Annotated in this window: 19 protein-coding genes; 9 read left to right on the top strand and 10 right to left on the bottom strand. The window is 71.7% G+C overall.

Going from position 1 to position 19678, the window contains the following annotated elements; all coding sequences use genetic code 11:
• Window positions 1-5: 5 nt before the first annotated feature.
• From ACQPWZ_RS15810 to ACQPWZ_RS15800, 3 genes are all read right to left on the bottom strand, one after another.
• Window positions 6-728: an enoyl-CoA hydratase/isomerase family protein gene (locus ACQPWZ_RS15810; RefSeq protein ID WP_433573827.1), complete on the bottom strand. Its 723-nt coding sequence runs from the start codon at window positions 726-728 to the stop codon at window positions 6-8.
• 65 nt (window positions 729-793) lie between these two features.
• Entirely contained in the window at window positions 794-3025 is a 2232-nt protein-coding gene (locus tag ACQPWZ_RS15805; protein WP_433571662.1) for an acetate--CoA ligase family protein, read from the bottom strand.
• Between the two features lie 261 nt (window positions 3026-3286).
• The gene (locus ACQPWZ_RS15800; RefSeq protein WP_433571661.1) at window positions 3287-4438 is read right to left on the bottom strand and encodes a flavin-containing monooxygenase; all 1152 of its coding nucleotides are present in this window, start codon (window positions 4436-4438) and stop codon (window positions 3287-3289) included.
• 177 nt (window positions 4439-4615) lie between these two features.
• Between ACQPWZ_RS15800 and ACQPWZ_RS15795 the strand changes: the two genes are divergently transcribed.
• Together ACQPWZ_RS15795 and ACQPWZ_RS15790 are read left to right on the top strand one after the other, a co-directional pair.
• Window positions 4616-5065 (top strand): DoxX family protein, encoded by a 450-nt coding sequence (locus ACQPWZ_RS15795; protein ID WP_356703886.1) that lies wholly within the window; start codon window positions 4616-4618, stop codon window positions 5063-5065.
• Window positions 5065-5475, top strand: coding sequence for a Zn-ribbon domain-containing OB-fold protein (locus tag ACQPWZ_RS15790; RefSeq protein ID WP_340473707.1), 411 nt, complete (start codon window positions 5065-5067; stop codon window positions 5473-5475). Before ACQPWZ_RS15795 ends, ACQPWZ_RS15790 begins: the two co-directional genes overlap by 1 nt.
• A gap of 34 nt (window positions 5476-5509) precedes the next feature.
• On the opposite strand, the gene ACQPWZ_RS15785 is transcribed toward ACQPWZ_RS15790, so the two are convergent.
• Complete coding sequence (locus ACQPWZ_RS15785; RefSeq protein ID WP_433571660.1) at window positions 5510-6178, bottom strand: pyridoxine/pyridoxamine 5'-phosphate oxidase; 669 nt, start codon at window positions 6176-6178, stop codon at window positions 5510-5512.
• 63 nt (window positions 6179-6241) lie between these two features.
• Between ACQPWZ_RS15785 and ACQPWZ_RS15780 the strand changes: the two genes are divergently transcribed.
• Window positions 6242-6823: a TetR/AcrR family transcriptional regulator gene (locus ACQPWZ_RS15780; protein ID WP_356703883.1), complete on the top strand. Its 582-nt coding sequence runs from the start codon at window positions 6242-6244 to the stop codon at window positions 6821-6823.
• A 36-nt stretch (window positions 6824-6859) separates the two neighbouring features.
• On the opposite strand, the gene ACQPWZ_RS15775 is transcribed toward ACQPWZ_RS15780, so the two are convergent.
• A complete protein-coding gene (locus ACQPWZ_RS15775) occupies window positions 6860-8038 on the bottom strand; it encodes a thiolase C-terminal domain-containing protein (protein WP_433571659.1) in 1179 nt (392 codons plus the stop codon).
• 115 nt (window positions 8039-8153) lie between these two features.
• Here ACQPWZ_RS15775 and ACQPWZ_RS15770 point away from each other — a divergent pair, with 115 nt between their 5' ends.
• A complete protein-coding gene (locus ACQPWZ_RS15770; RefSeq protein WP_433571658.1) occupies window positions 8154-9347 on the top strand; it encodes an acyl-CoA dehydrogenase family protein in 1194 nt (397 codons plus the stop codon).
• Entirely contained in the window at window positions 9347-9826 is a 480-nt protein-coding gene (locus tag ACQPWZ_RS15765) for a nitroreductase family deazaflavin-dependent oxidoreductase (protein WP_356703880.1), read from the top strand. Before ACQPWZ_RS15770 ends, ACQPWZ_RS15765 begins: the two co-directional genes overlap by 1 nt.
• A 173-nt stretch (window positions 9827-9999) precedes the next feature.
• Here the strand turns inward: ACQPWZ_RS15765 and ACQPWZ_RS15760 are convergent, their stop codons facing one another.
• On the bottom strand, window positions 10000-10647 hold the full coding sequence (locus tag ACQPWZ_RS15760; RefSeq protein WP_313945733.1) for a TetR family transcriptional regulator: 648 nt from the start codon (window positions 10645-10647) through the stop codon (window positions 10000-10002).
• A gap of 244 nt (window positions 10648-10891) precedes the next feature.
• Here ACQPWZ_RS15760 and ACQPWZ_RS15755 point away from each other — a divergent pair, with 244 nt between their 5' ends.
• The 3 genes from ACQPWZ_RS15755 (at window position 10892) to ACQPWZ_RS15745 (ending at window position 14930) form a co-directional block, all read left to right on the top strand.
• On the top strand, window positions 10892-11728 hold the full coding sequence (locus tag ACQPWZ_RS15755) for a VOC family protein (protein ID WP_433571657.1): 837 nt from the start codon (window positions 10892-10894) through the stop codon (window positions 11726-11728).
• A 156-nt stretch (window positions 11729-11884) separates the two neighbouring features.
• A complete protein-coding gene (locus ACQPWZ_RS15750) occupies window positions 11885-14230 on the top strand; it encodes a PQQ-binding-like beta-propeller repeat protein (protein ID WP_433571656.1) in 2346 nt (781 codons plus the stop codon).
• A gap of 193 nt (window positions 14231-14423) precedes the next feature.
• Window positions 14424-14930 carry a hypothetical protein gene (locus ACQPWZ_RS15745; protein ID WP_340473699.1) on the top strand — a complete coding sequence of 169 codons (507 nt, stop codon included), beginning with the start codon at window positions 14424-14426 and terminating at the stop codon, window positions 14928-14930.
• Window positions 14931-14980: 50 nt separating this feature from the next.
• Here ACQPWZ_RS15745 and ACQPWZ_RS15740 read toward each other — a convergent pair whose 3' ends face one another.
• The 3 genes from ACQPWZ_RS15740 to ACQPWZ_RS15730 are packed head-to-tail and all read right to left on the bottom strand — an operon-like array spanning window position 14981 to window position 17356.
• Window positions 14981-15751 (bottom strand): enoyl-CoA hydratase/isomerase family protein, encoded by a 771-nt coding sequence (locus ACQPWZ_RS15740; RefSeq protein ID WP_433571655.1) that lies wholly within the window; start codon window positions 15749-15751, stop codon window positions 14981-14983.
• Window positions 15748-16191, bottom strand: a complete 444-nt coding sequence (locus tag ACQPWZ_RS15735; RefSeq protein WP_405570532.1) for a Zn-ribbon domain-containing OB-fold protein — start codon at window positions 16189-16191, stop codon at window positions 15748-15750. Before ACQPWZ_RS15735 ends, ACQPWZ_RS15740 begins: the two co-directional genes overlap by 4 nt.
• 1 nt (window position 16192) lies before the next feature.
• Window positions 16193-17356, bottom strand: a complete 1164-nt coding sequence (locus ACQPWZ_RS15730) for a lipid-transfer protein (protein WP_433571654.1) — start codon at window positions 17354-17356, stop codon at window positions 16193-16195.
• A gap of 91 nt (window positions 17357-17447) precedes the next feature.
• Between ACQPWZ_RS15730 and ACQPWZ_RS15725 the strand changes: the two genes are divergently transcribed.
• Window positions 17448-19004 (top strand): FadD3 family acyl-CoA ligase, encoded by a 1557-nt coding sequence (locus ACQPWZ_RS15725; protein ID WP_405570528.1) that lies wholly within the window; start codon window positions 17448-17450, stop codon window positions 19002-19004.
• 230 nt (window positions 19005-19234) lie between these two features.
• Here ACQPWZ_RS15725 and ACQPWZ_RS15720 read toward each other — a convergent pair whose 3' ends face one another.
• On the bottom strand, window positions 19235-19504 hold the full coding sequence (locus ACQPWZ_RS15720) for a hypothetical protein (protein WP_340473694.1): 270 nt from the start codon (window positions 19502-19504) through the stop codon (window positions 19235-19237).
• Window positions 19505-19678 lie beyond the last annotated feature (174 nt).

Below are 19678 nucleotides of genomic sequence, written 5' to 3'. Positions count from 1 at the left end.
TGGGCCTAATGCCCCCGGTACTCCGCCCCCCGCCGCTGGACAAAGCTCGCCACCCCTTCGTTCGCGTCCCGCGTCGTCATGTTGATCTCCTGCGCCGCCGCCTCCGCCGCGAACGCCGTCGCCCGGTCCGCGTCCAGTGACGCGTTCACCAGCTGCTTGGTGAGCGCGAGCGCCCGCGTCGGGCCCTGGGCCAGGCGTTCCGACCAGGCGCGGGCCGTCTTCGTCAGGTCGTCGGGGGCGACCACCCGGTTGACCAGGCCCAGGCGTTCGGCCTCCTGCGCCGCAAGCGCGTCGCCGAAGAACATCAGCTCCTTCGCCCGCTGCGGGCCGATCAGCCTGGGCAGCAGATAGGCGCCGCCGCCGTCCGGGACCAGGCCCCGGCGCACGAACACCTCGATGAACGTGGCCCCTTCGGCCGCCAGCACCAGATCGCAGGCGAGCGCGAGGTGCGCGCCGAGGCCCGCCGCCGTGCCGTTGACCGCGGCGATCACCGGCTTCTCGCAGTCCAGCACGGCGGCGATCAGACGCTGTGCCCCCAGCCGTATCGTCCGGGCGACGTCCCCGGCGATCCGGTCCCGGCCCGTCGACGGGGTGCCGCGCAGGTCCGCGCCGGCGCAGAAGCCCTTGCCGGTGCCGGTGACGACGACCGCCCGGATCGCGGGGTCCTCGGACGCGGCGGCGAGCAGCTCGATGATCCGCTCGCGCTGGTCCCAGGTGACGGCGTTCATGGCGTCGGGACGGTTCAGCGTGATCCACGAGACGCCGTTGTCGACGGAGTGCAGCACGGAGGCGTTCACCGGCACACCGCCAGTGCGTCCAGCGCCACCGCGCCCTGGCCGCGGGGCAGCACCATCAGGGGGTTGATGTCGAGCTCGGAGAGTTCGTCGCCCAGTTCCAGCGCCATCCGCTGGACCCGCAGGACGACCTCCACCAGTGCGTCCACGTCGACCGGCGGGCCGCCGCGGATGCCTTCCAGCAGGGCGCGGCCGCGGAGTTCGCCGAGCATGGCGCGCGCCTGGTCCTCGCCGAACGGCGGCACGCGGACCGCGACGTCCTGGAGGACCTCCACCAGTACACCGCCGAGCCCCACCGTCACCGTCGGCCCGAACAGCGCGTCCTGGGTGACGCCGACGACCATCTCCACGCCGCGCTCGACCATCTGGCACACCAGGATGCCGTCCAGGTCGAGGCCCTCGTAGCGGGCGATGTCGGTCAGGTCGCGATACGCGTCACGGACCTGGCTGGCGGAGGTCAGTCCGACCTTGACCAGGCCCAGTTCGGTCTTGTGGGCCAGCTGCGTGCCGGACGCCTTCATGACGACGGGATAGCCCACCAGCCCGGCCGCCCGGACCGCCGCGGCCGCGCTCGTCACCAGCTGCTCGCGCGGCACACGGATGCCGTACGCCCGCAGCAGCTGCTTCGCCGCGTGCTCGCTCAGCTGCTTGCCCGGCCGCATGAGCGCCTGGGCCTTGCGGAACGACGGGGACGGGGTGCGGGGCGCCTCGTCGAAAGGGGAGCGGTAGCCCGTGGTGAAGCGGTGGTGGTCCAGGAAGGCGCGGACCGCGGTGATGCAGTTCCCGAACGTACGGAAGGTGGCCACCCGCGAGGACCCGAGCAGCGTCTCGCGGTACGCCGTCTCCGTACCCACCGGCGACCCCCACACCACGCACACCAGCTTGTCGGTGGCCTCGGCCGCGTCCACCAGGTCCTGGGCGAGCCGGTCGCTCATCGGCGGGAACGGTCCGGTGATCGGGCAGATCAGCACCCCGACGGAGGGGTCGGCCAGGATCGCGTCGATGATCTTCCGTCCGCGCCAGTCGCCCACCGGATGACCGCCGTTGTCGACCGGGTTGGCGACGTTCAGGTACTGCGGTATCCAGGTGTGCAGCTCGGCCTGCTTGGTCTCGGACAGCCGCGGCAGTCGCAGCCCCGCCGCACAGGCGAGGTCGGAGAAGTGCGCGCCGGTGCCGCCGGAGATCGAGTAGACGACCACGCCGTCGGCGGCGGGACGACGGGCACGGGCCAACAGGGCGGCCGTGTCCTGGAGTTCGTCGAGACCGTCGACACGGATCACCCCGAACTGCCGCATCGCCGCGTCCACCACCTGGTCGGCGCCGGTCAGTTTGCCGGTGTGGGAGGCGGCGGTCCGTGCCCCGGTCTCGGTGCGGCCGACCTTGACCGCGACGACGGGCACCCCGCGCCGGGCCGCCCGGTCGGCGGCGAGCAGAAAGGACCGTCCGTCCTTGAGCCCCTCGACGTAGCAGGCGATGGCCCCGACCTCGGGGCGCTCGGCGAAGTAGGAGATGAAGTCCGCGGTCTCCAGGTCCGCCTCGTTGCCGGTGGGCGCCCAGTGGGAGAGCCGTACGCCCAGCTCCTGGAGGGTGAACACGGGCCGCCCCTGGTGTCCCGACTGCGTGATCAGGGCGATCGCGGGGCCCGTCAGGTCGTCGCGGAACCGCTCGAAGGCATTCAGGTTGGTGTTGGGTCCGAGCAGTCGCAGCCCGGCCCGTTCCACGGCCGCCGCCAGCCTCGTCTGCGCCACCGCACCGGCGTCGCCGGTCTCCGCGTACCCGGAGGCGAAGGCGACGGCGAACTTCACCTTGGCCTCGGCCAGTTCCCCGATCACCGGCAGCGGATCGCCGACGAGCAGCACCGCGAGGTCGACCTCCTCGGGCAGGTCGGCCACGGAGGGGGAGCAGCGCAATCCGAAGACGTGTTCCCGGGTCGGATGCACGGGATAGAGCCGTGCGCCGACCCGCTCGGCCCAGTCGACGAGTTGCCGGGTGATGCCGGTGTTGGGCCGTCCCTCGCTGTCGGACGCACCGACGACGGCGACGGACGACGGCCGGAAGAACCGGTCGAGATCCGGCACGGGTGCGTACAACGGCCGTCCGCTGACGTCCATGGCGCCGTCGGTCGCGGTGATCGAGGCGGTGTCATGGACGGCCTGGCGGGGCTGTTCGCCGCAGGCCACCACTCGTGCGCGGAGGTCGGAGGTGAGGGTGCCGTGAGTTGATCCAAGCATCGCTGAGCCCCGCTCTGCTCGTTGCCACGTTAACTGACGCATAGTCAGATTACAGAACTGACTACCTGTCAGGAACAGTCGTGCAGGCAAAGGGTGAGAGGGTGCTCCGAAGAGGCGGTCCTCCGCGCCGCCGTGCGGATCTCTCGCGCGGTGGTCACGGCGGACTCGTCCGCGGTCCGGCGCAGGACGTTCCGTCCGCGGTGCCCGGGCTTCGCGGACGGCCGGGAGTCTCTCGTTCGGAGCCCGATCCGAACGGGGGAGTCAGCTCTTCGCCAGCGACCGCGCGATCTTCTGCGCGTCGATCGCCATCTCCCGGAACATCCCGCTGATCGGGTTGGTGAACCCGGTGAAGTAGAGCCCCGGCGCCTGCGGCAGCGTCCGGCCGCCGTGGGTGAGCGGCCTGCCGCGCTCGTCCAGTACGCCGAGATGACCGACGAGGTCCTCCAGCGCGCGGCGGTAGCCGGTGGCCGTGATCACCGTGTCCGGGGAGATGCGGGTGCCGTCCGCGAGGACCACCTTGTCCGCCTCGAACGAGTCGACGGCGGCGACCGGTTCGACCGTGCCCTTGCGTACCGCGTCGATCAGGCCCACGTCCTGGACCGGGATCGCGCCCTGCTTGACCCGTGAGTACAGGCCGGTGTCCGGGCGGGGAAGGCCCTGGGCTTCGAGGTCGGGGACGGCGATACGGGACATGACCCTGCCCGCCCGGTCCACCAGGCCCACGGGCAGCCTGCGTACGAGGATGCCGGTGCGCTGGGCCGGCCAGCCGGCGGTGGAGCGGCGGACGATGTGCGGGACCGTGCGGACGGCGAGGCGCACCCGGGCGGCGCCGCCCTCCACCAGGTCGACCGCGATCTCCGCGCCCGTGTTGCCGACGCCGACGACGAGGACGTCCTTGCCACGGTAGGGCTCGGCGTTGCGGTAGTCGCTCGCGTGCAGCAGTTCGCCGGTGTACGCGTCGTGGCCCGGCCAGTCCGGCTGTCGCGGGGTGTGGTTGAAGCCGGTGGCCACGACCACCGCGCGCCCGGTGAGCTGCCGGCCCCCCGTGGCGTGCAGCAGCCAGTCGGAGCCCGACACCTCGATCCGGGAGACCTCGACCCCGGTCACGATCTCCAGCTCGTGGAACTCCGCGTACTTCTCCAGATAGCGGACCACGTTGTCGCGGGAGACCCAGCGTCCGAACGAGCGCGGCATGGCGAGCCCCGGCAGGCCGGACAGCTTGCGGGTGGTGTGCAGATGGAGCCGGTCGTAGTGGCGGCGCCACGAGGCGCCGACCGCGTCGGACTTCTCCAGCACCACGGCCCGTACGCCCCGCTCGCGCAGCGCGGCGGCAGCGGCGAGACCGCCCGGACCGCCGCCGATGATGTAGGCGGGTCTGTCGTCCGTGCGATCGATGTCCTTTTCGTCGGCCATATCGCGTGAGCGTAATCGCGCGTTCACTTGATGGGTCTCAGTCAAGACGGGAATCGGTTGCGAATCGATCACGCCCGCAGACCTCTTGCGCACGGGCAGTGACATCCGCTGAACTGACGTACCGTCAGAAATTCTGTGCGCAACGCCTGGGGACCGCCCGGGGAGAAGGAGGTCCGGATGGAGACCGTCTGGCTCACCGGCGCCGAATGGCTCGCCGTTCTGCGCATCGGCCTCGGCCTGTGGTGGCTGGAGAGCTGGCGTCACAAGGACAAGAAGGGCTGGTTCGAGCGCGGCACCGGTATCGCGTGGGCGGCGGACGTGGCCGGCCGGCACCGCTGGCCCTTCGTGAGAGAAGGCTTCCGTGCCGTGGTCGAGCCCCGCCCGCGGGCGATGGCCTACGTCGTCGTCTACGCCGAACTCGCCCTCGGCCTCGGACTGGTCGTCGGCTTCCTGACCCCGGTCGCCCTCGTCGGCGGACTGCTGCTCAACCTGCTCTACCTGGTGCTGATGATCCACGACTGGGCCGAGCAGGGGCAGAACGCCATGATGGCGCTCATCTCCCTGGTCGCCCTGTTCGCCATGTCCTGGCAGACCTGGTCCCTCGACAGCGCGATCGGGCTCTTCTGATGACCGCGACCCCGGAGGCCGACGACTTCACCCGTCCGTTCTGGGAGGCGGCCGCCGAGGGCCGGCTGCTGATCCGCCGGTGCGGTGACTGCGGCCGGGCGCATCACTACCCGCGGGAATTCTGCCCGTTCTGCTGGAGCGAGGACGTCGTCTGGGAGCGGGCGTCCGGCCGGGCCACGCTCTACACCTGGTCGGTCGTGCACCGCAACGATCTGCCGCCCTTCGGTGACCGGGTGCCGTACACCGCGGCCGTCGTCGACCTGGCCGAGGGGCCGCGCATGATGACCGAAGTCGTCGGCTGCCCCCAGGAGTTGCTGCGCATCGGCATGCCGCTGCGGGCCGCCTTCCGGGCCGACGGCGAGATCGCCGTCCCGGTGTTCCGTCCGGAGGCGCCGGCGCCTTCCCCCTGATCCGTACGCCCCGCCGCCGGTACCTCCGTCCCGATCAGGGCCAGAGCAGCTCGGTCCGCCACCCCTCCTGGGCCCGGCGGTAACGCAGCCGTACGTGCTGCCGCTCCCCGTCGCCCTGGAAGAATTCGACCTCCTCGGGGGCGAGCACATAGCGCGTCCAGGTCGGCACGGGCGTTTCCGGCTCCGCCTGCGCACGTTCCCACGCGGCCCGCGAGGCGTCCGCCAACTCCTCGCGGGAGCCGAGGACGTCGCTCTGCCGCCCGGTGAGCGCCGCCGCCAGCGCACCTGTGGAGCGTGCGTGCAAAGATGCCTGGCTCTCCGCCGAACCGGCTGCGGTGACCCGGCCGCGGACCCGGACCTGCCGGCCCTGCGTGGCCCAGTAGAAGCCGAGCGCCGCGTCGGGGTGCGTGGCCAGCTGCCGCCCCTTCGCGCTCGTGGCGTGCGAGGCGAAGTGCCAGCCCCGCTCGTCCGCGTCGTGCAGCATCAGCGTGCGTACGTCCGGGCGCCCCCGGTCGTCCACCGTGGCCAGCGACATGGTGTGCGGCTCGGTCTGGCCGGCCGCCACCGCCTCGCCGAACCACCGGTGGAAGAGCGGGAGGGGGGCCGGGGGCGCGTCCGTGGCGTCGAAGGCCGGAAGGGTGATGTCCCAGACCCGCTGCGCATGGAGGAGAGCGCGGAAGGTCGCCTGCTGGTCGTTGCCCATGGCGGCAAAGTACTACACTCGCAGTGGTATCGCTGGCGGACGGGGTGAGCGGAAGGATCGCGGATGAGGCAGAACCTGGCCCGGCGCGCGGCGCTGGTGGACGCCGCCATCGAGGTGCTGGCCCGGGACGGCGCCCGGGGGCTGACCTTCCGGGCCGTGGACGCCGAGGCGGACGTGCCCAAGGGCACCGCGTCCAACTACTTCAGCAACCGCGACGACCTCCTCAACCAGGCCGGCGGCCGCATCTATGAGCGCATGCGCCCCGACGACGCCACGATGGAGGCCATGCTCACCGGCCCCACCACCCGGGCCCGTACGGCTGAGCTGGTGCGCGAGGTCGTGGAGCGGGTCGCCGCCTTCCGCACCGGCTACCTCGCCCTGCTCGAACTGCGCCTGGAGGCTACCCGCAGGCCGGAGTTGCGCGCGGTGCTGACCGCACGGGTCAGTGAGGACGTCGACGCCAATGTCCAGCACCACCTCGCCTCGGGCCTGCCCGGCGACGCCGACGCGGTCAGGATGATCTACCTCGCCACCAACTGGCTGGTGGTGGAGCGGCTCACGCTGCCCGACGTGTTTCCCGAGAAGCAGGCGGGCGATCTGATCACGCAGCTCGTCGAGCGGCTGCTCCCGCCGGACGCTGCCTGACCCGCACCGCCAGTCGTTCCGCGGGTGTGCGCCGGGTCAGTCCCGGCCGAGCACCACCGTTCCCGACGAGCAGAACCAGCCGCCCGTCCCCGAGGCCACGGCCAGCCGCGGCGGGCCGCCGTCCGGCAGGTGGACCTGGTGTCCGCCCGCCTCGCCGCGCAGTTGCCGTACGGCCTCCACCAGCAGGAACAGCCCGCGCATCCCCGGATGGCAGGCCGAGAGACCACCGCCGTCGGTGTTCACCGGGAGTTCGCCGGTGCGGCTGATGCGGCCCTTCTCGACGAACGGGCCGCCCTCGCCCTTGGCGCAGAAGCCGAGGTCCTCCAGGGTCACGAGGGTCATGTACGTGAAGGCGTCGTAGATCTCGGCGATGTCCATGTCGGCCGGGGTGAGTCCCGCGCGCTCGAAGGCGAGCCGGCCCGAGACGGCGGCGGGGGAGACGGTGAAGTCGTCCCACTCCGACATCGTCGCGTGCGAGACGTGTTCGCCGGTGCCGAGGATCCACACCGGGGTGCTCGCGGTGTCCGCCACGTACTCCTCGGCCGCCAGCAGCACCGCGCAGCCGCCGTCGCTGCGGATGCAGCAGTGCAGTTTCGTGAACGGGTCGGCGATGACCGGGCCGTCGAGCACCTCGTCCACGGTGATCGGGTCGCGGAACATCGCCTCCGGATTGGCGGCGGCGTTCGCCCGTGCCTGGACCGCCACCGAGGCGAGCTGCTCCAGGGTCGTGCCGTACTCGTGCATGTGACGGCGGGCGGCCATCGCGTACTTGGCGATGAGCGTGTGTCCGTACGGGACTTCGAACTGGAGCGGGCCCCGGCCGCCGAAGGACAGACCGGCGGTGCGCCGGCGCGCTCTGATGTCGGCGCGGGCGGTCGATCCGTAGACCAGCAGGACGGCGTTGGCGTGGCCGGCCGCGATCGCGTCGGCGGCATGGGCCGCCATGACCTCCCAGGTGGCACCGCCCACGGAGGTCGAGTCCACCCACCGCGGCCGCAGGCCCAGATACTCGGCGACCTCGATGGGGGCGAGTGTGCCGAGGCCGGCCGAACCGAAGCCGTCGATGCTCTCGCGTGCGAGGCCCGAGTCGGCGAGCGCCCGGCGGGCCGCCTGGGCGTGGAGGGCATAGGGCGTGGGGCCGTCGACGCGGCCGCAGTCCGAGAGGGATATGCCGACGATGGCGACCTTGCGTGCGGTGCGCGATGAGGAAGGCATGAATCTGACGGTACATCAGATCTGCTCCACGGAGGGATGCGCACGTGGTGCACGGGACTGTGCATCTGGGGGTCCCGCACCTAACATGACGACCCGTCAGACAGGGAGGGCTGCCATGGACACCGCCGCCACCGCGGAGCAGGACGACATCCGCCGTACCCTGCGCGAGCTGCTCGCCGAACGCGCCGGCCCCGACGAGGTCAGGGCCGCCGTCCGGACCGCCGACGGGCACGACCCCGAGCTGTGGGCGCGGCTCTCCCAGCAGCTCGGACTGCCGGGTCTCGCGCTGCCGGCGTCGTACGGCGGCGTGGGCTGCGGCCTCGCCGAGCTCGCCGTCGCCTTCGAGGAGACCGGACGGGCCCTGCTGCCCTCGCCGCTGCTGGCCACCTCGGGTCTCGCGGCGCCCCTGATCGCCGCTCTCGGCACGCCCGCGCAGCGCGACGAACTCCTTCCGCGGATCGCCGACGGTTCGCTGACCTGCGCGCTCGCCGTGGCCGGCGGGAGCCTCGCCGTCGCACTCGGACTCGTCGGGGACAACGCGACGGGGGAGTGGGCGGGCGGCGGCCGGGCCGGCGGGGTGCAGGCGCGGTCCACGGCGGCCGGCGGCCCCCTGCTCTACGGGGAGGCCCGCCAGGTGCTCGACGGGCACAGCGCCCCCCTGCTGCTCGTGGCCGCCCACACGGGAGGGTTCCCGCGCAGCCGGACCCTGCTCTTCCTGGTCCGGCCGGACGCCGAGGGGCTGACGCGGGTACGGCAGACCTCGCTCGACGAGACCCGGCCGCAGGCCCGCGTCGAACTGCGCGACTGCCCGGCCGAGCTGCTGGGGGACGACGACACGGCGGACGTGACCGGAGCCCTCGCCGCGGCCGGCGCGGGCGCGGCCGCGCTGCTCGCCGCGGAGGCGGTGGGCGCAGCGGCGAGTGCGCTCGACCGGACCGTGGAGTACGTGCGGGGCCGGGAGCAGTTCGGCCGGCCCATCGGCTCCTTCCAGGCGGTGAAACACCGGCTGGCCGATCAGTACGTACGGGTGCAGGCGGCCCGCTCGGCGGCCTACTACGCGGCCCGGCACCCGGTCGAGGGCGGGCTCGCGCTCGCCCAGTGCCTGGAAGCCCTGCGCGAGGTCACGGCCGAGGCCGTCCAGCTGCACGGCGGTATCGGGTTCACCTGGGAACACGAGGCGCACCTCTGGTTCAAGCGGGCCGCGTCCGACGAACTGCTCTTCGGCCCGGTGCACCGGCTGCGGGCCCACGCCGCCGAGACCGCGGGCCTGTTCGCGGGCCGCGCGGCACGGACGGCGGTGGCGGTCTGATGGCGAAGGCACCGGCAGGTGTGCGGCTGGTCCGGAAGGTGTCGTCGACCCGGCTCTTCGCCAAGGTCGCGCCGCATGTCATCCCGGCGATGGACCGTGCGGTGCACCGGCTGACGCGGGGAAAAGTGCTGCTCAGCGCCCAGATGCTGCCCGGAGTGATCCTCACGGCCCGGGGCGCGCGGACGGGCCGGCCGCGGGTGACGCCGCTGGCGTGCATGCCGGAGGAGTCGGGCGACTGGATTCTGATCGGCTCCAACTTCGGCCGTGAGGGCCATCCGGCCTGGACGGCGAACCTGCTGAAGCATCCCGACGCGGAGGTGAGCTGGAAGGGCGAGGACATCGCCGTGCGCGCGAGCCTGCTGGAGGGCGAGGAGCGGGAGCGGGTGTGGAAGGAGGCGCTGCGGTTCTGGCCGCCGTATGCCACCTACCAGTCGAGGATCACGCGTCAGATCCGGCTGTTCCGCCTCACGAGGCGCTGAGAACGCCCCTCACGCGGCGCTGAGAACGCCCGTCACGCGACCGCCGACGACGCATGTCATCGGGCCCTGAGAGCACGGGAGTTGCGGTCGCGAGGGACAAGAGCGCCGACGGCGGTCACCCGGGAAGGGACCGCCGTCGGCGTGACAGGACGTGTGGGGTGGGACGTGAACGCCTACCGCGTCGGCTTCTTGCCCGTGATGCCCAGGTGCACCAACAGCGACAGATTCGGCTTCAGTTCGGACTGCTTCACACCCCAGGTGGTGAACCCCTTCTGGTGCGAGGCCACCGCGGCCAGCATCGCCACCAGGGAGCCCGCCACTGCGGCGGGGCTCACGTCCTTGTCGACCTTGCCCTTGGACTGCAGGTCCTTCACCGCGTCCGTAAGGGAGTTGGTGACCGAGTTGAGGATCTTCATGCGGATCTTGTAGAACCGCTTGTCGCCCTCCGCGGCGCCGAGGTCGACCACCCGGAGAATCGCGTCGTGGCGTCGCCAGAAGTCGAGGAATCCCTCGACGAGTTCCTCCGACGCCTGCCAGGCGGCCTTTCCGACCCAGGTGCGGCCGGAGACCAGCTCGGTCAACCCGGTGCCCTCCTTGGCCATTTCCTCGGCGAGTTCGAGGACGGCGCCCTCGACGTCGGGGAAGTACTGGTAGAAGGTCGCGGGGGAAGTGCCCGCCTTCCGGGCCACGTCGATGACTTTGACGTCCCGGTACGGCGAGGAGCTGAGCATCTCGCTGAGGCAGTCGAGCAGCTTCTGCCGCGTCGCCTGTCCGCGTCGCCCGGCCACTCGGCCGTCGACGGTGCGTACTTGTCCTGTCATGCCGTCAGCTTACCGAGGGGTGATCGGCGCGCGATTCGGCCGACTGCAAATGGGGTGCGGCAATAGTCTTATCAACAGCCTGTGGACAACTTTCGTGGACAACTCAACAATTCCGGGTCCTTTGTGAAGCCCAATGACCGCATTAGGTCATATGTTCGGTTGAGTCCCTGTGTGCCCGCTGTCGCCCGCTGTGCTGCGACGTTAGCGTGAAGGTGACGGGCATCACACGGAAGGAACGACGTCCATGGCCGCATTCCCCGAGGGCACACCGTGCTGGGCGGACGCAGCGCTTCCCGACGTCGAGGCAGGCAAGCGCTTCTACGGAGAACTGTTCGGCTGGACGTTCGCGCCCGGGGAAGGCGCGCAGACCGACGCCTTCAGCGCCGGAAAGCTCGTCGCCGCCCTCACGCCCAAGGGCGACGGCCGGATGCCCACCGTCTGGGGCGTCTACTTCGCCACCCCCGACGCCTATCTGCTGGCCGGGCGCATCACCGACGCCGGCGGCCAGGTGATCGTGCCCCCGCAGCAGAGGGGGACCACCGGCATCGTGGCGGTCGCCGCGGACCCGGGCGGCGCCGTCTTCGGCCTCTGGCAGGCGGCCGAACGGGCGGGATTCGAGGAACAGGGCAAGCCCGGCTCGTACTGCTGGACCGAGGTCTACGCCCGGGACAAGGGACGGGCCGACGCCTTCTACGAGACCGTCTTCGGCTTCTTGGGGACGGACCTCGAGGACGGCTCGGTCGACTTCCGGCTCTGGTCGCCGCGGGGCGCGGAGCCCGGCCCGGACACCGCCATCGGTGGCCGCAGTGTGATCACCGGCGCATTTCCCGCAGAGATGCCGGACCATTTCCTCATCTATTTCTGCGTCGACGACTGCGATGCCGCGGCCGAGACGGTCACCGCTCTCGGCGGCCGCGTCCAGGCGCCTCCGTTCGACATTCCCTATGGGCGAATCGCCGTACTCACCGACAATCAGGGCGCCACTTTCGCCGTACTGGCCGAGCCGGCCGACGAGAACACCCCGGAAGAGGGGGCGGACGGTACCGATCCGGCCCCGGATCCCGTGCCCGAATCCGGGTGAGACACCCCGATCCGCCCCCGGGTTCGCAACCGCCGCCTCCGACAGGAAGAATCAGGGTGCGCACCGCTGAGGGTCTCGGTGGTGAGACGCTGCACGGGGCTGTAGGGAACGGGCCCATTTCGATCTGGGGCCCGTACGGGGAGGTGGCAGGCAGGTATGGAGCAGCTGACGCAGCATGACCCGAGACGGATCGGTCCGTTCGAGGTGCTGGGGCGGCTCGGAGCCGGCGGCATGGGACTGGTCTATCTCGCACGGTCGGCGTCCGGCCGCCGGGTGGCGATCAAGACCGTGCGCACCGAGCTCGCCGAGGACCAGCTGTTCCGTGTCCGCTTCACCCGCGAGGTGGAGGCCGACCCGCGCGCGGCGGTGCCGTGGCTGGCCACCGCCTACGTCCCGGCCCCCTCGCTCGAGGAAATAGTGAATGAGTGCGGGCCGATGCCGGCCCAGGCCGTCCGCTGGCTCGCCGCGGGCATCGCCGAGGCGCTCCAGTCCATCCATGGCGCGGGGCTCGTCCACCGCGACCTCAAGCCGTCGAACGTGCTCGTCGTCGAGGACGGTCCGAGGGTGATCGACTTCGGTATCGCGTCCGGCGTCTCCAACACCCGGCTGACGATGACCAACGTCGCCGTGGGCACCCCCGCGTACATGTCGCCCGAGCAGGCCCGCGACTCACGCAGCGTGACCGGGGCCAGCGATGTCTTCTCGCTCGGCTCCACCCTCGTCTTCGCGGCGACCGGTCATGCGCCCTTCCACGGCGCCAACCCGGTCGAGACCGTCTTCATGCTGCTGCGCGAGGGCCCCGACCTGGAGGGACTGCCGGACGAGCTGCGGCCGCTCATCGAGTCCTGCATGCAGATGGAGGCCACGCGGCGGCCGACGCCCGAGGATCTGCAGGCCCAGCTCGCCCCGCATCTGTTCTCCTCGGGCAGTGACGACAGCGGTACCGCGTCGGCCTGGCTGCCGACGCGCGCCACCGCGATGATCGAGCTGCGCCGCGGCGGCGGCCGGACCGCCCCCGCCCCGCGCCAGGAGCCCACCCCGCCCCCGCCGCAGCCGCAGGCACCGCCGAGAAGGCCGAACGCCGACTGGGACCCGCCGCACCACGGCGGCGGAGACCCCCGGACCGACCATGCGCCGGTCGGCGCCGCCGCATCGGCCGGTGCGATCAGGCTGCCGGGCGCCAAGGTGCCGATCGGCCCCGGGCCCCGGGTCGCCGAGGCGGGCCGCGGTCCCGTCGCCGACGCGGGTCCTGCCACCGGCTGGGTCCGCCCGCCGGCGGGCCTGAACGGTTCGGAGGCCGCGACCAGTGCCGTCCCGACGGCGCCGCCCGTGCCCGTCCCGCCGCCCTCCTCGCCCCCGGACGGCCCCGCGCACTGGCGCCCGTGGCGTTTCCGGATGTCGAACGACGTCTGGGGCACCCCGGTGGTCGACGGCGACCTGCTCTACGTGACCTCCTTCGAGGTGCACGCCCTGGACGTGGCCAGCGGCCGCCGCCAGTTCAAGACCCGTGACGTGGCCTGGGCGATGGCCGTCGCGGGCGGCCGCATCCACGCGTCCGACGGCCCCACGCTGTACGCGCTCGACTCGACGACCGGCCAGGAGCGCTGGCGTCTGCAGACCGATGCCTGGGTGTACTCCCTCAAGGTCGACCGCGGCACCGTCCTCACCGGGACGCGCGGCGGCGGTGTCCAGGCATGGGAGGCGTCCAACGGCGAGAAGCTGTGGGAGCTGACCGGCGCCCAGACGGACTTCGAGACGCCCGAGGCCGGGCCCGCGATCTTCGACGACACCGTGTACGTGTGGAAGGACGCCCGACTGCGGGCGGTGGAGACCCGTACCGGCGTGGAGCGCTGGTCCTACCCCGTCGGGGACGCGGCCTCGTGCGGCAATGTGCCCGTGCGGGTGCAGCCCGCGCCGGACGGGCACGTCTATGTCGCCGCCGGCACCCGCGTCCTGGCCATCGACATCGCGAGCGGTCTGGTGCGCTGGCACTTCGAGTCGCCGGCGGTCTTCCTGTCGGCGCCGGCGTTCGCGCCGGGGCCCGCGGTGACGGGCGGCGGTGTGTATCTCGCCGACTATCTCGGCACGGTGTACGCCCTGGACGCGATCACCGGCAAGGACCGCTGGCGCATCGCCACCGAGTCGCGCCAGTCCATCGAGCCGGTGCTGGTGGCGGGCGGCAACGTGCACGTCGGCAGCGGCAGCGCGCTCTACACCCTGGACGCGGTGACCGGCACGCCGATGTGGCGCTTCGCGGCGGGCGGCGAGGTCATCGGCGCCCCCGTCGTCGCCGACGGCCGCGTCCACTTCGGCTCGGCGGACCATGTCCTCTACACCCTGGACGCGAGCGGCGGCCAGTTGCGCTGGAAGCTGGCCACGGGCGGCGAGATCACGGGTTCACCGGTGGCGCGGAGCGGCGTCGTCTACGCCTGCAGCAAGGACCGCTGCGTCTACGCCCTGGACGCGATCAAGGGCACCGCGACGGGCCGCGGGGGCCGCTGACCCCGGGCCCGCGGGCCCAAATGGCGCAGCGCACCCCGCGGGCGTAGCGTCAGGTCAGGACGGCCGCCGTATGACGCCCCTTCCGTGTTGCGTACGACGGCCGTCACGCATGTCGTGACGATTCCGACTGCTATGGTGACGTGCGCTCGTCAAAGCGAGCCGCAAGTACCGCGCTTTCAACGGGGGTTGAGAAGTGAAGATTCGTCATGTCAAAGCCGTCGCCGTTTTCGGCATCGTCCTGGTCGCGCTCACCGGGGCCCGGGGTTCCGGCGGTGGCAGCTGTGGTGGCAGCAGCAGCGGAAGCAACAGCAGCAGCTCCGGCGGAAGCCACGACAACGACAGCGACACCACGACGTCCGGCGGTTCGACCGGTTCGGTGACGGGCGGCTCCAGCGCCAACAAGGCCCTGCGCGACGTCACGATCGACTCGTGCGGCCTGGACGCGAGCGGCAAGAACCTCACCGCGAAGATCACCGTCAACAACAGTGACTCGCTCGCCTACGCCTACGACGTGAACCTGGAGTTCAAGGGCGACCTCGGGGACACCACCGTCACCAAGGCCACCGCGCGGATCGACGACCTCCAGGTCGCGGCCGGTTCGTCGGCGAAGGGCGAGGCGACGACCGCCTACCCCGGCAGCGGGAACGGCTCCGAGTACAAGAAGTGCGAAGTGGTGAGCGCGAGCCGTACGGCGAGCTGACCCACGCACGGCCCCCGGACCACCGAGCGAGGTCCGGGGGTTTTCGCGTCCTACCGCAGCCGGTGCGGTCCGCCCCGGGCCCGGAACAGCTCCGCCTGTTCCCCCGGCGCGAGATTCCCCAGGGACACCAGGTGCGGGGCCAGTGCCAGCGCCTGGGTCCGTGCCGCTTCCCGGGCGGCCCACACCGCGCGGACCGTGCCCTGGACCGCGGCCGTCGGGTACGAGGCCACCACCTCCGCCGCGCGCAGCGCCGCTGCCACCGCCTCGCCCGGATCGGTGAGCTCGGAGACCAGGCCGGTCTCGTACGCGCGGACGGCCGAGACCCGCTCCGCCGTCCCCATCAGCGCCATCCTCGCCACCTCGCCGACCGGCATCCGCTGCGCCAGCAGGATCGTCTCGTAGGCGCTGACCATGCCGTACGTGGTGTGCGGGTCGAAGAAGGTCGCCTCCGTCGAGGCCACCACGAACTCGCTCTCGCCCAGCAGATAGAACGCGCCGCCGCACGCCATGCCCTCGACCGCCGCGACGACCGGTTTCCACAGGTCGTTCGCCTTGGGCCCGATCCTGATCAGCGGATCGTCGACCGAGTACGGCGACGACGGCTGCGGCACCTCGACCGACCGGTCGATGCCGGTGCAGAACGCCTTGGTGCCCGCGCCCGTCACCACCGCCGCCCGTACCGAGTCGTCGAAGCGGAACTCCTGCCAGACATCGGCCAGTCGATCGGCCGTGGCCAGGTCGATCGCGTTGTGCTTCGCAGGCCGGTCCAGGGTGACGAGTGCGACGCCCGTGCTCTTGTCCGGCTCGACGCGGACGCTCATGACCGCTCCAGCAGCCAGCGCGGCATCCGTACGCCCGCACCCACCGCGGAAGCGAACGCGACCCGGACACCCGCCCCGATCCGCAGCCGCCCCGGGTCCACGGAGTTCAGCGGCGCGTCCGGCGCGGAGACCACATTGCCGACCAGCCGGATGCGGGGGGCGTCCAGGAGCTCGACGACGACCGCGTTGTACGGGGCCTGTTCGGCGTAGGCGGGCAGCAGCGGCGGATGCGGGATCACATACGACCAGATCCGGCCGCGCCCGCTCATCAGCCGCCACTCGCTGTCGAAGGACCGGCAGTGCGGGCAGCAGGGCCGCGGCGGGAAGCGCAGTTCGCCGCAGGCGGCGCAGGCCTGCACCCGGAGTTCGCCCCTCGCGGCGTACTCCCAGAACGGCGCGCCGTCGTCGTCGACGACGGGCGTCAGCAGGGCGTCGGGCATCTCAACTCCTCAGCAGTACGGCGGATGTGGGCACTCCCTCGCCCGCGGTGACCAGGCAGGTGGCGGCGTCCGGGACCTGGGCGGTGGAGATGCCGCGCAGCTGCTTCACGCCTTCGTTGATGAGGTTGAAGCCGTGGACGTACGCCTCGCTGAGCCCGCCGCCCCCGGTGTTCAGCGGCAGCCGGCCGCCGATCTCCAGGGCGCCGCCCTCGGTGAAGGCCGCGCCCTCGCCGCGTCCGCAGAAGCCGTAGCCCTCCAGGGAGAGCGGGACGAGCGGGGTGAACGCGTCATAGATCTGGGCCACGTCGACGTCCTGCGGTCCGAAGTCCGCGGTCTTCCACAGCTGCCGGGCGGCCGTCCAGGCGGGGCCGGTGAGGGGGTCGTCGTTCCAGTAGTTGACCATGCCGTGGTGCTGCGCCGGCAGGCCCTGGGCGGCGGAGTGGAGGTACACGGGGCGGTGGCGGCAGTCGCGGGCCCGCTCGGCGGAGACGATGACGCAGGCCAGCGCTCCGTCGGTCTCCAGGCAGTTGTCGAAGAGGCAGAGCGGTTCGCTGATCCAGCGGGAGGTCATGTACATCTCGCGGGTCAGCGGCCGTTCGTACATGATCGCGGCCGGATTCTGGTTGGCGCGGTTGCGGCAGGCCAGGGCCACGTTGAAGAGATGGTCGCGGGTGGCGCCGTACTCGTGCATGTAGCGGCGGGCCAGCAGGCCGATCTCGTCCGCGGGCCGCAGCAGTCCGAAGGGCCTGGTCCACTGGGCGGGCGTGGGGAGCTGCACGGCCGTGTTCTTCCACGGCCTCGGCCCCGAGCCGCGTTTGCGCGAGCGCCACGCGACGCCCACACTCGCCTGGCCGGTCGCGACTGCCGCGGCGAGATGGGCGAGCGTGGCGCAGGAACCGCCGCCGCCGTAACCGACCTTGGAGAAGAAGGTGACGTCGCCTGCGCCGATCGACTTGGCCACCTCGACCTCGTCCGTCTCCTCCATCGTGTACGAGGCGAAGGCGTCGACCTCCGAGGCGTCGATGCCCGCGTCGTCGAGCGCCGCGATGATCGCCCGGCACGCCAAGGTCTTCTCGGACTCGGGCAGTTGGCGGGCAAAGGCCGTCTGGCCTATGCCGGCTATCGCCGTCGCGTCCTTGAGGGAGACAGTTCCGAGACCGGCCACGGGCACCTCCACCGTTCGTCCCCACTGCTGACAGCGCGTCAGGCTACAGCTAATCTGACGGCTAGTCAGCTACTGCGACGGGAGGCTTTCCATGCGCGGCGACCTGGAATGGGGCACCGTCCCGAAGCTGGTGCGGGACGCGGCCGAAAGGTACGGGGAGCGCGAGGCGGTCGTCGAGGGCCGCACCCGCGTCAGCTACGCCGAACTGGGCGAGCGCGTCGAACGGGCCGCCGCCGCGTGCATCGCCGCCGGCGTCGAGAAGGGCGACCGCGTCGCCGTCTGGGCGCCCAACACCCTCGACTGGATCGTCTCCGCGCTGGGCGCGGTCACCGCCGGCGCGGTCCTCGTACCGCTCAACACCCGCTTCAAGGGCACCGAGGCGGCCTGGGTGCTGCGCCGCAGCCACGCCCGGCTGCTCTTCGTCACCGGCACCTTCCTCGGCACCTCCTACGTCGCCTCCCTGCGCCGCGCGGACGTCGAACTCCCGCAGCTGGAGCAGGTGGTCGTCCTCGCGGACAGCGCACCCCAGGACTACCGGACCTGGAAGGACTTCCTGGCGGGCGGCGACAGCGTCACGGCCGAACAGGTCCGCACCCGCGCCGACTCGGTGGAGCCGTCCGCGCCCTCGGACATCATCTTCACCTCCGGCACCACCGGCAGCCCCAAGGGTGCGGTGATCACCCACGCCCAGACCCTGCGCTGCTACGACGTGTGGAGCGAGCTCGCCGGACTGCGCGAAGGCGACCGCTATCTGATCGTGAACCCGTTCTTCCACACCTTCGGCTACAAGGCCGGCATCATCGCCTGCCTCACCCGAGGCGCGACGATGGTGCCGCAGCCGGTCTTCAACGTGAGCACGGTCCTCGCCAACATCGCCTCCGAGCGCATCTCCGTCCTGCCCGGACCGCCCACCCTCCACCAGTCGCTGCTCGACCACCCCACCCGCGACCAGCACGATCTGTCCCCGCTGCGACTCGTCGTCACCGGCGCGGCCGTCGTGCCCCTGCAACTGGTCGAACGGCTGCGCAACGAGCTGCACATCGACACCGTCCTCACCGCGTACGGACTCTCCGAGGCGAGCGGCATCGTCACCATGTGCCGCCGCGGCGATGCCCCCGAGACGATCTCGTCCACCTCCGGGCGTGCGATACCCGGCACCGAGCTGAAGGTGCTGGCGGAACCGGGCCGGCCGGGCGAGGTGCTCGTGCGCGGACACCATGTGATGCAGGGCTACTTCGAGGATCCGGACGAGACGGCCAGGGTCATCGACGAGGACGGCTGGCTGCACACGGGCGACGTCGGCGTCCTGGACGAGGAGGGCAACCTCCGTATCACCGACCGGATCAAGGACATGTTCATCGTCGGCGGCTTCAACGCCTACCCCGCGGAGATCGAGCAACTGCTCGGCCTGCACCCCGATATCGCGGACATCGCGGTCATCGGGGTCCCGGACGCGCGCCTCGGCGAGGTGGGCAAGGCGTATGCGGTGCGGCGCGCGGGCTCGACGCTGACGGCGGACGATCTGATCGCCTGGTCACGGCGGGAGATGGCGAACTACAAGGTGCCGCGGGAGGTGGAGTTCGTGGGAGAGCTCCCGCGGAACGCGAGCGGGAAGATCCTCAAGCGGGAGCTGCGGGCCCGGCGCTGAGAAGGGCCTGCCGGCGGGAGCCGCACAGCGGGGCGGGCCGAAAACCCGGCCCCGCCCCGAAGTCCTGGGCCCATGGCCCCGAGGGCCCCGGGCATGCCGCGGCCGCGGCGGCTCCCCTCCGCGCCGCCGCGGCCGCACCCCGTCGATCAGGCCCTGTGTACGGATCAGGCCCTGTCGTACGGATCAGGTTCTGTCGTACGGATCGGGCCCCGGGTCGTGTTCCCGATTCCTCAGATCTTCGGCGGCACCGGCGTGTGGTGGTCGCCCTGCGTCGTCAGCCCGCCGTCCTTGGGCGGAGCCGGGGTGTGGTGGTCACCCATCGTCGTGATGGCGTCCTTGGGCGGGGCAGGCGTGTGGTGGTCGCCCTGGACCGTGGCGCCGCCGTCCTTCGGCGGGGCCGGCGTGTGGTGGTCGCCCATGGTCGTGATGGCGTCCTTGGGCGGTGCGGGCGTGTGGTGGTCGCCCATCGTGACGATCTCTTCCGCGTTTTTCTCAGTCATGTCTCTGTCCCCCATGGGATTGCGCGGCACGAACTACAGGTGGCCTTCCGCCCGGCAACTCCCCCGAGGGTCGCCGGACAGAAGGCCGAAGGACTCGCACTCGCCCCCCGGAGAGGTACGGGCCCAGGTGATCCGCCTGCCCCCCGACGCGACGGATCGACTGCTTGAAGCATG

This window comes from Streptomyces sp. CA-251247, assembly GCF_050952975.1.
GTDB lineage: Bacteria > Actinomycetota > Actinomycetes > Streptomycetales > Streptomycetaceae > Streptomyces > Streptomyces achmelvichensis.
Note: the sequence above shows the minus strand (reverse complement) of the source record. Positions and strands in the feature narration are given on the sequence as shown.

Coding starts and splice junctions, on each gene's coding strand:
- ACQPWZ_RS15810 (WP_433573827.1), bottom strand. CDS start 728: ATGAACGCCGTCACCTGGGACCAGCGCGAGCGGATCATCGAGCTGCTC.
- ACQPWZ_RS15805 (WP_433571662.1), bottom strand. CDS start 3,025: ATGCTTGGATCAACTCACGGCACCCTCACCTCCGACCTCCGCGCACGA.
- ACQPWZ_RS15800 (WP_433571661.1), bottom strand. CDS start 4,438: ATGGCCGACGAAAAGGACATCGATCGCACGGACGACAGACCCGCCTAC.
- ACQPWZ_RS15795 (WP_356703886.1), top strand. CDS start 4,616: ATGGAGACCGTCTGGCTCACCGGCGCCGAATGGCTCGCCGTTCTGCGC.
- ACQPWZ_RS15790 (WP_340473707.1), top strand. CDS start 5,065: ATGACCGCGACCCCGGAGGCCGACGACTTCACCCGTCCGTTCTGGGAG.
- ACQPWZ_RS15785 (WP_433571660.1), bottom strand. CDS start 6,178: ATGGGCAACGACCAGCAGGCGACCTTCCGCGCTCTCCTCCATGCGCAG.
- ACQPWZ_RS15780 (WP_356703883.1), top strand. CDS start 6,242: ATGAGGCAGAACCTGGCCCGGCGCGCGGCGCTGGTGGACGCCGCCATC.
- ACQPWZ_RS15775 (WP_433571659.1), bottom strand. CDS start 8,038: ATGCCTTCCTCATCGCGCACCGCACGCAAGGTCGCCATCGTCGGCATA.
- ACQPWZ_RS15770 (WP_433571658.1), top strand. CDS start 8,154: ATGGACACCGCCGCCACCGCGGAGCAGGACGACATCCGCCGTACCCTG.
- ACQPWZ_RS15765 (WP_356703880.1), top strand. CDS start 9,347: ATGGCGAAGGCACCGGCAGGTGTGCGGCTGGTCCGGAAGGTGTCGTCG.
- ACQPWZ_RS15760 (WP_313945733.1), bottom strand. CDS start 10,647: ATGACAGGACAAGTACGCACCGTCGACGGCCGAGTGGCCGGGCGACGC.
- ACQPWZ_RS15755 (WP_433571657.1), top strand. CDS start 10,892: ATGGCCGCATTCCCCGAGGGCACACCGTGCTGGGCGGACGCAGCGCTT.
- ACQPWZ_RS15750 (WP_433571656.1), top strand. CDS start 11,885: ATGGAGCAGCTGACGCAGCATGACCCGAGACGGATCGGTCCGTTCGAG.
- ACQPWZ_RS15740 (WP_433571655.1), bottom strand. CDS start 15,751: ATGAGCGTCCGCGTCGAGCCGGACAAGAGCACGGGCGTCGCACTCGTC.
- ACQPWZ_RS15735 (WP_405570532.1), bottom strand. CDS start 16,191: ATGCCCGACGCCCTGCTGACGCCCGTCGTCGACGACGACGGCGCGCCG.
- ACQPWZ_RS15725 (WP_405570528.1), top strand. CDS start 17,448: ATGCGCGGCGACCTGGAATGGGGCACCGTCCCGAAGCTGGTGCGGGAC.
- ACQPWZ_RS15720 (WP_340473694.1), bottom strand. CDS start 19,504: ATGACTGAGAAAAACGCGGAAGAGATCGTCACGATGGGCGACCACCAC.